The sequence below is a fragment of the Rhizobium sp. R339 genome (assembly GCF_002211395.1).
Lineage (GTDB): Bacteria > Pseudomonadota > Alphaproteobacteria > Rhizobiales > Rhizobiaceae > Rhizobium.
The window spans coordinates 128,048-142,838 of sequence record NZ_LOKV01000008.1 but is presented as its reverse complement, the minus strand read 5'-3'; the positions used below and the strand labels follow the sequence as shown (position 1 = coordinate 142,838).

Sequence of the window (14,791 nt, the reverse complement as noted above, 5' to 3'; positions counted from 1 at the left end):
CATGGCGCAGCGCGCCGTCGAGCTGATGGAGCGGCGGCTTGAAAATCCGGATGCGCCGCCGGCTTACGAGCGCGTCATTCCGGAACTCGTCATCCGCCAGAGCTTCAAGCCCTAACCTCTCTCCCTGGCTTTTCGCGGGCGCAATCCTGTGGCAAGAAGGGCGTAACGCGATCGGGTGGGGAGGAAAGTCGCCAGAGATGAAGGGAATTCGCCAGCTCGCCGAGCATCTCGACATTTCGATCGGGACCGTATCCCGCGCGCTGAACGGCAAGCCCGACGTCAACGACGAAACGCGCCGGCGCGTGCTCGCCGCCGCCGAAGAACTCGGCTATGTCGCCAACCAGTCGGGCCGCAGCCTTCGCCAGGGCATGACAAACGTCATCGGGCTGATGCTTGAGGTCAGCCGAGAGACGGTCGAAAACAGCGACGACTTCTTCCTTGGCGTCACCGACGGGCTGCAGAGCGTCTTTTCCCGCCACAAGCTCGATCTGGTCATGCTGCCCTGCCCCGATGACGAGGATCCGCACGAATATCTGAAGCGCATGGTGGCGCGCCGGCTGGTCGACGCGATGATCATTTCGGCGACCCGGCGCACCGACCGGCGCATCGAGCTTCTGGAAAAGGCCCGCATTCCCTTCGTGGCGCTCGGCCGCAGCGCATCCGGCGGCAGCTACACCTGGATGGATCTCGACTTCGAAGGAGTGGCGGCGCGCGGCGTCGACCGGCTGGTCGCGAAGGGCCATCGGCGGATCGCGGTGGCCGCACCCTCCTCCGACATCAACCTCGGCTATATTTTCCTCGACAGCTACCGCGAGGCGCTGAAACGCCACGATATTCCCTTCGATCCGGCCCTCGTCATCCGCGTCAAGTCGAGCGAACAGGGCGGCTATCAGGCCGGCCACGAACTGCTGATGATCGAAGACCGGCCGACCGCGATCATCCTGATCCACGAATTGATGGCGATCGGGCTTTACCGGCGGCTTGCGGAGGCCGGCATGGTGCCGGGACGCGATCTTGCCGTCCTGGGTTTCCGCGAGGAGCCGCGCACGCATTTCCTGCAACCGACGCTGACATCCTTCCGCATGTCGTTGCGCGATCTGGGCGTGCAGCTCGGCGAAACCCTGCTCGCCACCATGCCGGCCTATGCCGAACACTATCCGCAGGGCGCCCGCAACAGGATCTGGCCGCTGGAACTCATTCCCGGCGAAAGCGACGCTTTCACCCTGACGCGCTGAAGCCTTCAGACCCGGCTGGGCGCTGCCTGCTCTGGCATGATGCCGGACAGTGGGGGCCGCAACCCGATAATCGGGTGCGGCCCGTCACGATCATTCGGCGGCAGCGACGGCGGCGCGGCGGCCGATCGTTGCCTGCGTCAGCACGAAAGCGCAGAAGGCGCAAAGCGCGATACCGGCGGCCATCGGGACGGCAGTGCCGTCGAAGAACAGGCTCGAGATCACCATGGCGACGGCGGCGATGACGAAGTGCAGCGTGCCCATCAGCGACGAGGCCGTGCCGGCGATCTCGCCGTGATCCTCCAGCGCGAGCACCGCGCTCGTCGGGATGACGAGGCCGAGGAAGCCGTAACCGAGGAAGAGGAAGCTCGCCATGACCGGCAGCTGGTTGAAGCCTGCGGCCATCACCACCGCCATGGCGACCATGGACAGCGCAAAGGCGCTGACGGCAAGCCGCATGACGCGCACGAGACCGAAACGCTCGCCGAGCCAGCCCGTCGCCTGCGACACCGCGAAGAAAGATACGGCATTGATCGAGAAGGCGAAGCTGTATTGGGTCGGCGTCAGTCCGTAATGCTGGATCAGCACGAAGGGCGAGTTGGCGAGATAGACGAGAAAGCTCGAAATGCCGAGGCCGCCGATGAAGGTCAGCGTCAGGAAATTGCGGTCGCCAAGCAGCCGCCGGTAGGCGGCCATGGCGCTTCCAAGGCCGCTGCCGCTGCGCTCACTGGCGGGCCGCGTTTCGTCGAGCTGTGTGGACAAGAGGACGAGACCGATCATGGCGGCGATCGTTACCGCCCAGAACACGCCGCGCCAGCCGTAAAACTCGATGACGGCGCTGCCCGTCAGCGGCGCCAGGATCGGCGAAATCGAAAAGACCAGCATCAGGAGCGACATCAGGCGCGCGGCCTGGACGCCGGTGTGCATATCACGGACGATGGCGCGCGGAATGACCATCCCGGCGGCACCGCCGATACCCTGGACGAAACGGAAAGCGATCAGCGTTTCGATGCCGGTCGCCAGCGCACAGCCGACCGAAGCGACCGCGAAGAGGCCGATACCGATATAGAGCGGCAGCTTGCGGCCCCACATATCCGACAACGGGCCATAAAGAAGTTGTGCGAGCGCAAAGGAGATGAAGAAGGCGAGAAGTGTCAGCTGGGTGACGCTGTTATCGGCGTGCAGATCCTGGCCGATGGACGGCAGGGCAGGCAGATACATGTCGATGGCGAAGGGCCCGATGGCCGAGAGAAGGCCGAGAATGAGAGCGATGCGAAAGAATGAAGCCGTCATAAGGATGATCTTTCATAAAAGCGCAGCGAAAGCGCCGGATCGTCGCTCCGCCGCCTTGCTCTGAAGGGTTCAATGATGATCGTTCGCGCGAAGACGAAGTTGGGAGCTCATATCTCCAGCGGCGGAACTAGGAGTGTCTATAAATTTGGACACTGATGTAAAATTAGACGCCATTGTCTAAAACGTCAAGACGGCTTATCTTCGTGCCATGAAAGATCGCATGACACCCGCAGCCAGGATGACGGGGCATACGCAGCGCGGACAATGCGCCAAGCGCATGTCGATTCTCGAGGCCGCCGCAGAGGTATTCTGCAACCAGGGTTTTGCCGGCGCCAGCATCGATGAGATCGCCGCCAAAGCCTGCGTCTCGCGCCAGACGATCTACAATCACTACCGCGAAAAAGAGACGCTGTTTGTCGCCGTCGTCGAGGACGTGATGAACCGCGCCAACGCCATGCTCTTCTCCATGCTGTCGACCTTTCCCGACAATGCCGACAATCTGGAGGACGACCTGACGGCTTTCGTCGTGCGCCTAAACAGGAACTGCATCTGCAATCACGACGGAAAATTCCTGCGTAAGCTGGTGCAGATGGAGGGCGAACGATATCCGCACCTCTTCGAAAGCTGGCGCCAGCACGGGCCGGGGAAGCTGACCACGGCGCTGTCGGCGCTTTTCGCGCGGCTTGCCCACAAGGGGGCGCTCGTCATCGATGATTTCGACGTCGCTGCCCGCCAGTTCGTGGCGCTCGGCAATGCCGATCTGCAGATGACCGTCCTTTTCGGTGGGATGCCGACCGACGGCGAGTTGGAAAAGGCGGCGCGCAACGCCGTCCGTACCTTTCTCAAGGCCTATGGCAGGCCGGAAGCGAAGCAGGCCAGCCCTCCGCCGCAGCTTGCGGCCGTTTCCGGCTGACCGGCCAATCAGGCAAAGACCGTCATCTGTTTGGGCACCACGGCAAACATGCCGACCCGGCGCGCGGCCAGATATTTGACCAGTTGTTCGACGACCGAAGGCATGACCGGCTTTTGAATCACGCCGACCGCGCCCTTGATCCCATCGGCAACCATCTCGGGATTGCCGGTCATGAAGACGACCGCGATGCCGTGCTCTTCCGCCAGTCGCCGCCCAATGTCGGGCCCGGTCGGCCCGTCGGCGAGATTGACGTCGACGAAGGCGATATCGGCAAGCGGCGCCAGCCGCAGCGCCTGTTCGCGATCATGCGCGAGGCCCGCGACCTGCATGCCCATGTTCTCCACCGTCGCCCCGAGATCCAGGGCGATCAGGAATTCATCTTCGACGATCAAAACTCTCTGCTTCATGAGATCATCTCGTTGCCAGCGTCGCACAACATTGGTGGCCATGATACGTCCCCTTGTTACGCACATACTTCGAAAGAGGGATCCGCTCCGGCAGCTGTCCCTGCTCGAAACTCATGCCAGTAACGGGCAACTAAACGTTATGTTCCGCCGTGAAACGCGAATCTCTACATTTAACCTATTGTTAACGTTGATAAATTTTTAACCATATCGATGTGAAACAAAAAAAGCGGCTGCCTGACCGGTGCGAAAAAGCCGCGGCAGATAGGCTAATCCGACCTCTCGCCCCCTCGATTGCCGGCATGCCGTTGCAGACGCGAGCCTAGGCGGGCCAACTGCACCTACAGCGAGCAACCGGCCATTGGCTGCAATGGCCGTGGCAAGGCTGCCACGGCGGAAAGATCTGGACGTTGCTATGTCTCTGGCGGCCGCCCAAATCCTTGCCCATCCTTGCAAAAGCCGCAAATCACGCCCGCTGATGTGACGGTTGAACGAAAGCGTCTGTGTGATGGTGAAACACCGCTCAAGTTGAGTTGACAATCTCGTGAGGAGTGAGGAGAGTGCCGCCGATCAGAGCCAGCATCGCCTGTATCCTTGGGGGGAATCTATGTCCGTGCGCTCGTTTTTCGCTTTCGCCGCTATCGCCTTTTCCACGATTGCCATCAGCTTTCCCGCGGCCGCGGCGGAAACCAAGCGCGACATTCAGACGATCAAGGATGCCGATTTCTTCGGCTTCGATCTGCGCACCGAGCAGAATGTTTCGCTCGACCAGTGCAAGACCTCCTGCATCGGCGACAAGAGCTGCAAGGCCTTCACCTACAATCCCAAGGTGAAGTGGTGCTTTCTGAAGTCCGATTTCAAGACGATGAACGCCTTCCCGGGCGCCATCGCCGGCAAGATCGTCGAAACGGCGGCCCAGAAGGAGCCGGATATCGGCGCTGCGCCGCGCCTGACCTTCCTGACGAGCGATCTCATCCAGCAGGCCCACGACTTCAAGGACAATCTTGCCCTTACCGACGCCCAGCAGGGCCAGGGGGTGGACAGCCTGACGGCCAATGCCCGCCTCGACATGACCGCCAACAACCTGACCGACGCGCTGATCGCCTTCCATGGCGCACTGTCGATCATGCCCGATGACGCTGATCTCTGGCTCGAGACCGCCCGCGCCGCAATTTCTTTCGGAAGCACGGAGAGCAGCATCACGGGCCAGGCCGTGCTCGACGCACTGAACGGCTACGAGCTGACGCGCACGATGGCCAAGCGGGCCGAGGCGCTCGCCGTGCTTGCCAATGCCCTGGAACGCAACGGCAATTACCGCCCGGCTCTCGACGCCTACAAGGCAAGCCTGGCGTTGGTCGGCGCCAAGGATGTTCAGGCGGCCTACCTGCAGCTGAAATCGACGCAGGGGTTCCGCATTACCGAACATACGGTCGATGCCGACAGCGCCACGCCGCGCGCTTGCGCCACCTTCTCCGAGGCGCTCATCAAGACCACCGACTACACGCCCTTCGTGACGCTGAACGGCGCCGCGCCGAAGGCCGTGGAAACCAAGGGCAAGCAGATCTGCGTCGAGGGCCTCACGCATGGCGAGACCTATAAGATCGCCTTCCGCACCGGCCTGCCCTCGGCCGTCGACGAAGTTCTCGAAGCCCCCGTCAGCATCGACGTCTACATCAAGGACCGCACCCAGATGGTGCGCTTCACCGGCGACAGCTTCGTGCTGCCCTCGACGGCGCGCCGCGGCATCCCGATCGTCTCGGTCAACCTCGCCTCCGCCAATCTCAAGCTCTACCGCATCGGCGATCGCGGCATCGCGCCGCTGCTGACCAACTCCCAGTTCCTCAGCCAGCTCGACGGCTACAGCGCCCAGAACATTCAGGACCAGAGCGGCGAACTCGTCTGGCAGGGCTCGATCGAAATCGCCAACGAGCTCAACAAGGACGTCGTCACCAGCTTCCCGGTCGACGAGGCGCTGCCCGAGCGCAAGCCCGGCATCTACGTCATGACTGCAACGGCAGGAACCGGCCCGTCCCAGGAGTGGGATTCGCAGGCGACGCAATGGTTCCTCGTCTCCGATATCGGCATCACCACCTATGCCGGCACCGACGGGCTCAACGTCTTCACCCGCTCGCTCGCCTCGGCAAAGCCGATCGCAGGCGTCGAGCTGCAGCTGCTCGCCAAGAACAATGAGGTGCTCGGCACCGCGACGACAGACGAAAACGGCCGCGCCACCTTCACCGCTGGCCTGATCCGCGGCACGGCGGCGCTCACGCCGGCCGTCATCGCCGCTAAGAACGGCACATCGGACTATGTCTTCCTCGACATGACGCGCGCCGGCTTCGACCTCTCCGACCGTGGCGTGACGGGCCGCGCCGCCCCCGGCGCGATCGACCTACTGACCTTTACCGAACGCGGCATCTACCGCGCCGGCGAAACGGTGCATGCCCAGGCGCTTGCCCGCGATACCGACGGCAACGCCATCGAAAACCTGCCGCTCACCTTCATCTTCAGCCGCCCCGATGGCGTCGAAGACCGGCGGATCGTCAGCCAGACCAGCAATCTCGGCGGTTATTCCATCGATTTTCCGACCCAGCAAAACGCCATGCGCGGCACCTGGACGATGAATGTCTATACCGACCCCAAGGGTACGGCTATCGCCACCAAGAGCTTCCTGGTCGACGATTTCGTGCCGGATCGCGCCGAGATGGAAATCAAGACCGAAGCCAAGGAAATCGGTCCGGATACGCCGGCGACGATCACCATCTCGGGCAAGTATCTCTACGGCGCTCCGGCCGCGGGACTGACGCTCGAGGGCGACGTCGTCGTCAAGCCGACGCGTGAGAGCGCTGCCTATAAGGGCTTCCTCTTCGGGCTTGCCGACGAGGAGGCAAGTGAGGATTCGCGCCTGCCGATCGACGGTCTGCCTGAACTCGACGAGAACGGCGAAGCCTCGACCGACCTCACCATCAGCGATCTGCCGGCGACGACGCAGCTGCTCAAAGCCACGGTCTATATGCGCATGCAGGAAGCAGGCGGGCGGGCAATCGAGCGCTCCCTCGTGATCCCGGTGAAGAACCAGGGCGCTTCGATCGGCATCAAGCCGGAATTTTCCGACGACCTGCCTGAAAACGCGATCGCCAATTTCACGGTGATCGGCGTCGATGCCGACGGCCAGAAGCAGGAGACGAAGGGCCTGCGCTGGAAATTCTACAGCCTCAACCGTGAATACCAGTGGTATCGCGAGGGCACGGCATGGAAATACGAGCCGGTCTACACAGCCGAGCAGATCTCCAATGGCAGCGTCGACGCGACGATGGACGGCGGCAAGATCTCCGTGCCGGTGACCTGGGGCCGCTACCGCCTCGAAGTCGAAAGCCCGGATGCCGACGGCCCCACCTCCAGCGTCGAATTCGAGGCCGGCTGGTTCGTGGCTTCGACCTCCACCGAAACTCCCGACGGGCTGGAAATCGCCCTCGACAAGGACAGCTACAAGGTCGGCGAGACGGCCAAGCTGAAGGTTACCTCGCGCTATGGCGGCGAGCTGATGGTGACGGCCGGAACCGAAAAGCTGGTCGCCGTGCAGAGCGCCACGATCGGCGAGACCGGCGGCGAGGTCGATATCCCCGTCACGGCTGATTGGGGTGCCGGCGCCTACGTGACCGCGACACTCTTCCGCCCCGGCGATGCGCAGGACAGCCACATGCCGATGCGCTCGATCGGCATCAAATGGTTGAAGGTCGATCCCGAGCAGCGGGCGCTGCAGGTGGCGCTCGACACGCCGGAAAAGATGCTGCCGCGCGGCCCGTTGAATATCGGCCTGCAAGTGACGGGCGCCGGCGCCAACGAGGATGCCTATGTGACGGTTGCCGCCGTCGATGTCGGCATTCTCAACCTGACGCGCTACGAGCCGCCGAACCCTGAAGACTGGTATTTCGGCCAGCGGCAGCTCGGCCTTGAAATCCGCGACCTCTACGGCCGCCTGATCGACGGCTCGCTTGGTGTAACCGGCAAGCTCAGAACGGGTGGCGACGGCGGCGCCGTGGCGCTGCAGTCAAGCCCGCCAACGCAGAAGCTGGTCGCCTTCTTCTCGGGTCCGGTGAAGCTCGACGCCGAAGGCAAGGCCAATGTCTCCTTCGACATTCCGCAATTCAACGGCACGGCGCGCGTCATGGCGGTCGCCTGGTCGAAGAGCGGCGTCGGCCACGGCGTCAAGGATGTCATTATCCGCGATCCGGTCGTGGTCACCGCGAGCCTGCCGAAATTTCTCACCCCCGGCGACAAGGCCAATCTGCGTCTCGACATCGCCAACACCGATGCCCCGGCCGGCGACTACACGCTGCAGCTGACCGGCAACGACGCGGTCGGCATCGAACAGGCTTCCGCCTCGCAGACGATCCGCCTCGAGGCCGGCGCCAAATCCGAGCTGACGCTGTCGCTTGTCGGCAAGCAGCCGGGCGCCGGCAGCGTCTCGATCAACCTCTCCGACGCTTCCGGCCTTTCGCTCGACCAGACGGTCGATGTGCCGGTGCGTCCGGCCTCCTTGCCGATCACCCAGCGCAGGGTGCTGGCGCTCAAGCCCGGGGCGAAGCTCACCGTCGACAAGAACCTCTTGGCCGACAGCGTGCTGCCCGGCGCGTCGATCAGCGTCAACGTCACGCGTTCGGCCGCTTTCGATATCCCCGCACTGCTGATGACGCTCGACCGCTATCCCTTCGGCTGCGCCGAGCAGACCACCAGCCGCGCGCTGCCGCTGCTCTACCTTGCCGAAGTGGCGAAGCAGGCCGGCATCGAAAACGATGACGACGTGCGCCAGCGCGTGCAGGATGCGATCTACCGCGTGCTTTCCTATCAGGCATCCGCCGGCAGCTTCGGCCTCTGGGGTCCTGACTCGGGCGATGTCTGGCTCGATTCCTACGTTACCGATTTCCTGACGCGGGCCCGCGAGCAGAAATACGACGTGCCGGAAAGAGCTTTCGTGCAGGCGCTGGAAAACCTGCAGAACGTGCTGTCCTACACCACCGACATCAAGGGCCAGGGCGATCAGATTGCCTATGCCGTCTACGTCCTGGCCCGCAACAAGAAAGCCGCGATCAGCGATCTGCGCTACTATGCCGATACAATGATCAACGACTTCCCGACGCCGCTCGCCAAGGCGCATATCGCCGCCGCACTGGCGCTTTACGGCGATGCGCAGCGTTCGAAGAACATCTTCCTCGATGCGCTGCAGATGTCGGAGCAATCGATGGTGTCGCGCGTCAACCTCTCGCGCACCGACTACGGCACGATCCTGCGCGACGGCGCCGCGATCCTGGCGCTGGCGGCCGAAAGCCGGCCGGTTCCGCCGGTCATTCCGGAGCTCTCCAAGGCCGTGGCCAAGGAATGGGGGCGCAGCAAATATAAGAGCACCCAGGAAGAGACCTGGATGCTGCTTGCCGCGCGCGCCATCCAGGGCGGCGATGACGGGCTGAAAATCGACGTCAATGGCGCCGCGCATACCGGCGCCTACATGGCGCGCATGACCGGCGATGCATTGGCCGGCCATCCGCTGACGCTGACCAACCAGACCAACGACGCGGTTTCGGCTGTCGTCACCACCGTGGCCGCACCGACCGTGCCGCTGCCGGCCGGCGGCGACGGCTTCACCATCGAGCGCAGCTATTACACGCTCGACGGCGAACAGGCGAATGTCAGCGAGGCGAAGCAGAACGAGCGCTACGTCGTCGTCATCCATGTGCGGGAGACCAACGACTGGCCCTCGCGCATCGTCATCACCGATCTTCTGCCCGCCGGCTTCGAGATCGACAATCCGAACCTCGTCGACAGCGCCCAGATGACGAATTTCGACTGGATCGGCGAGATCTCCGCCGCCCATACCGAATTCCGCTATGATCGCTTCGTCGCCGCCTTCAACCGCGGGTCGGGCGACGATCGCGAGTTCAATGTCGCCTATGTCGTGCGCGCCGTCACACCCGGCACCTACGATCATCCGGCGGCAACCGTCGAGGACATGTACAGGCCCGAGCTTTCGGCCCGCACGGCGACCGGCAAGATGGAGGTCATGGCGGCACAATAATGGGGCTGTGGCGCAAGTTTGCGATCGGATCCGCCGCCGGCGTCGTTCTCGCCGGCGCGGGTCTGCTTGCGCTCGATGCCGCCGACCGCGCCTATCCGCCGCCTCTGGAGAAGGCGGATGTGGTCTCCGCCGAGGTGCTGGATGCCGACGGCCAGTTGCTGCGCGCCTTTGCGACGTCGGAGGGCCGCTGGCGGCTGAAGACGTCGGCCGCCGACGTCGATCCGCAATTCCTGCGCATGCTGATCGCCTATGAAGACCAGCGTTTCTACAGCCACCGCGGCGTCGACCCTTGGGCGCTCGGGCGCGCGAGCCTGCAATTCGTCAGCAATGGCCGCATCGTCTCCGGCGCCTCGACGCTTTCGATGCAGGTGGCGCGGCTGATCGAGCCGCGCCCGGAACGGACGCTTTCGGCGAAACTGCTGCAGCTTGCGCGCGCGATGCAGATCGAGCGGCGGCTCAGCAAGGAACAGATCCTCGACCTCTATCTCACCCACGCACCCTATGGCGGCAATCTCGAAGGCGTGCGCGCCGCAAGCCTTGCCTATTTCGGCAAGGAGCCGCGCCGCCTGACGGTCGCCGAGGCGGCGCTGCTCGTCGCCCTGCCGCAATTGCCGGAACGGCGCCGGCCGGACCGCAATCTCAAGGCGGCGGAAGAAGCGCGCCGGCGCGTGCTCGACCGCGTTGCGGTGGCCGAGGCCGTCGGCGATGGCGAGGCGGAGCGGGCCGAGGGGGTCGCCATTCCGTCGCGACGCATGCAATTGCCGGCACTTGCCGCCCATCTCGCCGAGACGGCAATTCGCAAACAGCCTGCGGTCCTCAAACACCGGACGACATTGAAGAAGCAGGTGCAGCAGGGGCTGGAGTCGGTCGCACGGGCAGCGGCCATGAAGCTCGGGCCGAAGCTGTCGCTTGCCATGGTGATGGCGGATGCGCAGACGGGCGAGATCGTCGGCGAGGTCGGCTCGGCCGATTATTTCGACACCAGCCGCTCCGGCTGGATCGACATGACGCGCGTCAACCGTTCACCGGGCTCGACACTGAAGCCCTTCATCTACGGGCTGGCTTTCGAGCAGGGTCTCGTCTCCCAGGAGACGATCATCGAGGACCGCCCCGCCGATTTCTTCGGCTATCGGCCGCGCAATTTCGACATGAGCTATCAGGGCGACGTCACGGTGCGCGAGGCGCTGCAGCTTTCGCTGAACGTGCCGGCCGTCAAGCTGCTCGATGCCGTCGGGCCGTCGCGGCTGCTGGTGCGCTTCCGCCGCGCCGAGGTGCGCCCGGCCTTGCCGCCGAATGAGACGCCCGGGCTTGCGATCGGCCTCGGCGGCGTCGGCGTCACGCTGAAGGACCTGGTGCAGCTCTACACGGCGCTCGCCAATCGCGGCCAGCCGACGCGGCTCGGGGACGGCATCACCGGCGTACCCGGCAAGATCGACGGCGAGCCGATGCTGGAGCCGGTCGCGGTGTGGAACGTCGCCGATATCCTTTCCGGCGTCATTCCTCCCGCCGGCGCCGCCCAGCGCGGCATCGCCTACAAGACCGGCACGAGCTACGGCTACCGCGACGCCTGGTCGGTCGGCTATGACGGGCGCTACGTGCTCGGCGTCTGGGTCGGACGGCCCGATAACGGCGCCGTGCCGGGCCTGACCGGTTATGGCACCGCCGCGCCGATCCTCTTCGAGGGCTTCGCCAAGTCAGGGATCGCAACGACGCCGCTGCCGCGGCCGCCCGCCGGCGCCGTGCGCATCGCCCAGTCCGAACTGCCGATCAGCCAGCGGCGTTTCGCGCTCAACGCCAGCGGCCTGCTCGTCGCCTCCGGCCGCGAAGCCGCGCCTCAGATCGTCTATCCGCCAGAAGGCGCGCATATCGATCTCGGCGCCAAAGGGGGCGACCTGTCACCGCTGCAGCTGAAGCTGCAGGGCGGCCGCGCGCCTTTCCGCTGGCTCGCCAATGGCAGGCCGCTGCCCGATCTTTCGCGCCGGCGCACCCAGCAATGGCTGCCGGACGGCGGCGGCTATTCGAAGCTCACCGTCATCGATTCGGCCGGCCGCGCCGCAAGTGTTGGCGTTTTCATCGACTAACCCATCAAGTGTCACGTCCTTTGGGCGTCCGATAAGGCGCGCGGCGCTGCAATGGAACCAAAGCCCGGACACAACCGTTGGAGAGGGTCTCCCTCCAACGTCAGACGGCCTCATGACACTTCCGACAGCGACCTACCGGATACAATTCCGCAACGGCATGACCTTCGATCGCGCCTGCGGCCTCGTCCCCTATCTGAAGACGCTCGGCATCAGCCATCTCTACGCCTCACCGATCTTTACGGCCGTCACCGGCTCTACCCACGGCTATGACGTTACTGATGCCAATGAGATCGACCCGTCGCTCGGCGGCCGCGCAGGTTTCGACCGGCTGACGGAAAGCTTGGCTTCGGCCGGCATGGGGCTGATCCTCGACATCGTCCCGAACCATATGGCCGCCTCCCCGGAAAATGCCTGGTGGCGCGACGTTCTGGCATTCGGCCGGCAGAGCGCCTATGCCCGCCATTTCGACATCGACTGGAGAGAGCCGCTGACCCTGCCGCAGCTCGGCCAGGATTTCGACCGCGCGCTCGACGCCGGCGAACTGCGCCTCGCGCTCGACGAAACCCACGGCAATTTCGCCTTCGGCTATTTCGAGACGCTCTTGCCGCTGAACCCCGGCAGCTATGGCGCGCTGGCAAACCGGCTAGACGATCCGGTTGCAACGAGAATGGCGGAGGCTGCGGCCGCCACGTCAGGCGAGGACTTCCGCCGCGCGACGCGCGACATCCTGTTCGAAGGTGGCGATAAGGCGGTCCTACGGCAGAAACTCGATGACATCTCGTCCGATCGAGAGTTCCTTAGAAGCCTGCATGAGGCGCAGCATTGGCGGCTGAGCTACTGGAAGGAAGCGGCGCGGCATCTGAGCTATCGCCGTTTTTTCGAGGTGACCGGACTGGTCGGCACCCGCGTCGAAAATCCGGCGGTGTTCGAAGACATGCATCGGCTGGTGCTCGAACTAGTGCGTCAAGACAAAGTGCAGGGCCTGCGCATCGACCATGTCGATGGGCTGGCGGAGCCGAAAGCCTATCTCGACCGGCTCCGGGAAGCCGTCGGACCCGACATTTATATCGTCGTGGAAAAGATCCTCGGCGCAAGTGAGATTCTCCCGGAGAGCTGGCCGGTCGCAGGCACCACGGGATATGAGTTCATTGCCGCAATCGGCGACCTCTTCATCGATGGCGGCGGGCTGCGCATCTTGGACGATACCTATCGCAGCATCGCCGGCGAAGCCGGTGATCTCGAAGAGAGCCGGCGGACCGCCAAGCGGCTGATGGTGGAACGCAATTTCGCAGGCGAGACCAATAGGCTGGTGTCGATTGCCGCCGGTATCTTTCCCGAGGAGAGAAAAGACGAGATCGCCGGCGCATTGCAGGAACTGCTGATCGCTTTTCCCGTCTATCGCACCTATGGCGACGGCGGCCCGCTCTCCTGGCAGGATTCGGCCGTGCTTGCCGCCACCGCATCGCAAGCCGTCGCACATCTCGACGATCGGCGGGCGCTCGACCATGTGCTGAAACTTCTTGAAGGCAAGGTCGAAGGCGATGCGGCCCATGAATTCCGCGTCCGCTTTCAGCAATTGAGCGGCCCCGTCATGGCGAAGGCGACGGAAGATACGCTCTTTTATCGCCACAACAGGCTGCTCGGCGCCAACGAGGTGGGTGGCGAGCCGGGCAGGACACCTGAAGGCCCCGAGGGCTTTCATCGCCGGATGGCCGAGCGCGCGCGGCTGCAGCCGCTTGGCCTGTCGGCGAGCACCACCCATGACACCAAACGTGGCGAGGATGCGCGCGCAAGGCTCTACACGCTGAGCGAAGGCGCGGATGTCTTCGTACAGGCGGTGGCACGCTGGCGTGAGATGAACCGGTCCTGGCTGAAGGATCTGCCGGACGGCGCGGTTCCGGAGCCGAATGTCGAATGGATGCTCTATCAGGCGCTGGCCGGCGTCTGGCCGGAGGATTTCGACCGAGGGCAGACGGAAGAGCTTCGCGAGCGCTTTACCGACTATGCCAGAAAGGCGATGCGCGAAGCGAAACTGCGCAGCGACTGGCTGGAACAGGATAACGTTTATGAGGAAGCCGTCACCGCCTATGCGGCGGCGCTGGTGTCGCCGGAAAATGACGCTTTTCTCGAAGATTTCGAAAGAGTGCTGCAGCCCTTCATCGCCGCAGGTTACCTCAACAGCCTGTCGCAGACGCTCCTCAAGCTGACCGCTCCCGGCATTCCCGATATCTACCAGGGCGCGGAGGGTTTTGATTTCAGCCTTGTCGATCCCGACAACCGCCGGCCGGTCGAGCATGAACGGCTGACGGCATGGCTGGCCGAATCGGGACCGATCGCCAAGCTGCAGGCGGCAGCATTGAAGCAGCGCCTCGTCAGCATCGGCCTGCAGCTGCGCCGGCGTCATCCCGCTCTTTTCGCAAAAGGCGATTACCTGCCGCTGAAGGCGACCGGCAACCGGCGCGACCATGTCCTCGCTTTCGCCCGGGTGCACAACAGCGAGTTCGCAATCACCGTGGCGCCGCGGCTGATGTTCGGCTGGCTCGATCCCGGCGTGCTCTTCGCCGGTCCGGAGTTCTGGGAGGATACGGCGATCGCCATCCCCTCCCCGCTTCACGGACTGAAGGCCGATCTGGTAACGGGGAAGACGATCGAACCGGGAGGCAGCATCTCGGTTGCCGCCTTGCTCGGAAGCCAGCCGGTCGGGCTGATCAGCCCGATCTAGGCGCCGAGCCTTCCGTACGATTAAAAATTCGACTCTCCAAATTAGTGCTTGACCTTCCAGTTGCTGGAAGGTG

General features: G+C 64.0%; 7 protein-coding genes. 5 read left to right on the top strand and 2 right to left on the bottom strand.

The window, feature by feature from the left end:
- The first annotated feature begins 197 nt into the window (after positions 1–197).
- Positions 198–1,235, top strand: a complete 1,038-nt coding sequence (locus tag ATY76_RS12180; protein ID WP_088675017.1) for a LacI family DNA-binding transcriptional regulator — start codon at positions 198–200, stop codon at positions 1,233–1,235.
- Positions 1,236–1,325: 90 nt separating this feature from the next.
- Here ATY76_RS12180 and ATY76_RS12175 read toward each other — a convergent pair whose 3' ends face one another.
- Positions 1,326–2,525 carry a multidrug effflux MFS transporter gene (locus ATY76_RS12175; protein ID WP_088675016.1) on the bottom strand — a complete coding sequence of 400 codons (1,200 nt, stop codon included), beginning with the start codon at positions 2,523–2,525 and terminating at the stop codon, positions 1,326–1,328.
- 208 nt (positions 2,526–2,733) lie between these two features.
- Between ATY76_RS12175 and ATY76_RS12170 the strand changes: the two genes are divergently transcribed.
- Positions 2,734–3,438 (top strand): TetR/AcrR family transcriptional regulator, encoded by a 705-nt coding sequence (locus ATY76_RS12170; RefSeq protein ID WP_088675015.1) that lies wholly within the window; start codon positions 2,734–2,736, stop codon positions 3,436–3,438.
- Positions 3,439–3,446: 8 nt separating this feature from the next.
- Here ATY76_RS12170 and ATY76_RS12165 read toward each other — a convergent pair whose 3' ends face one another.
- On the bottom strand, positions 3,447–3,887 hold the full coding sequence (locus tag ATY76_RS12165; RefSeq protein WP_088675014.1) for a response regulator: 441 nt from the start codon (positions 3,885–3,887) through the stop codon (positions 3,447–3,449).
- 562 nt (positions 3,888–4,449) lie between these two features.
- Between ATY76_RS12165 and ATY76_RS12160 the strand changes: the two genes are divergently transcribed.
- From ATY76_RS12160 to treY, 3 genes are all read left to right on the top strand, one after another.
- Positions 4,450–9,915 (top strand): alpha-2-macroglobulin family protein, encoded by a 5,466-nt coding sequence (locus tag ATY76_RS12160; RefSeq protein WP_088675013.1) that lies wholly within the window; start codon positions 4,450–4,452, stop codon positions 9,913–9,915.
- On the top strand, positions 9,915–11,996 hold the full coding sequence (gene pbpC / locus ATY76_RS12155) for a penicillin-binding protein 1C (protein WP_088675012.1): 2,082 nt from the start codon (positions 9,915–9,917) through the stop codon (positions 11,994–11,996). Before ATY76_RS12160 ends, pbpC begins: the two co-directional genes overlap by 1 nt.
- A 112-nt stretch (positions 11,997–12,108) precedes the next feature.
- The gene (gene treY / locus ATY76_RS12150; RefSeq protein WP_088675011.1) at positions 12,109–14,718 is read left to right on the top strand and encodes a malto-oligosyltrehalose synthase; all 2,610 of its coding nucleotides are present in this window, start codon (positions 12,109–12,111) and stop codon (positions 14,716–14,718) included.
- Positions 14,719–14,791: the final 73 nt, after the last annotated feature.

Coding starts and splice junctions, on each gene's coding strand:
- ATY76_RS12180 (WP_088675017.1), top strand. CDS start 198: ATGAAGGGAATTCGCCAGCTCGCCGAGCATCTCGACATTTCGATCGGG.
- ATY76_RS12175 (WP_088675016.1), bottom strand. CDS start 2,525: ATGACGGCTTCATTCTTTCGCATCGCTCTCATTCTCGGCCTTCTCTCG.
- ATY76_RS12170 (WP_088675015.1), top strand. CDS start 2,734: ATGAAAGATCGCATGACACCCGCAGCCAGGATGACGGGGCATACGCAG.
- ATY76_RS12165 (WP_088675014.1), bottom strand. CDS start 3,887: ATGGCCACCAATGTTGTGCGACGCTGGCAACGAGATGATCTCATGAAG.
- ATY76_RS12160 (WP_088675013.1), top strand. CDS start 4,450: ATGTCCGTGCGCTCGTTTTTCGCTTTCGCCGCTATCGCCTTTTCCACG.
- pbpC (WP_088675012.1), top strand. CDS start 9,915: ATGGGGCTGTGGCGCAAGTTTGCGATCGGATCCGCCGCCGGCGTCGTT.
- treY (WP_088675011.1), top strand. CDS start 12,109: ATGACACTTCCGACAGCGACCTACCGGATACAATTCCGCAACGGCATG.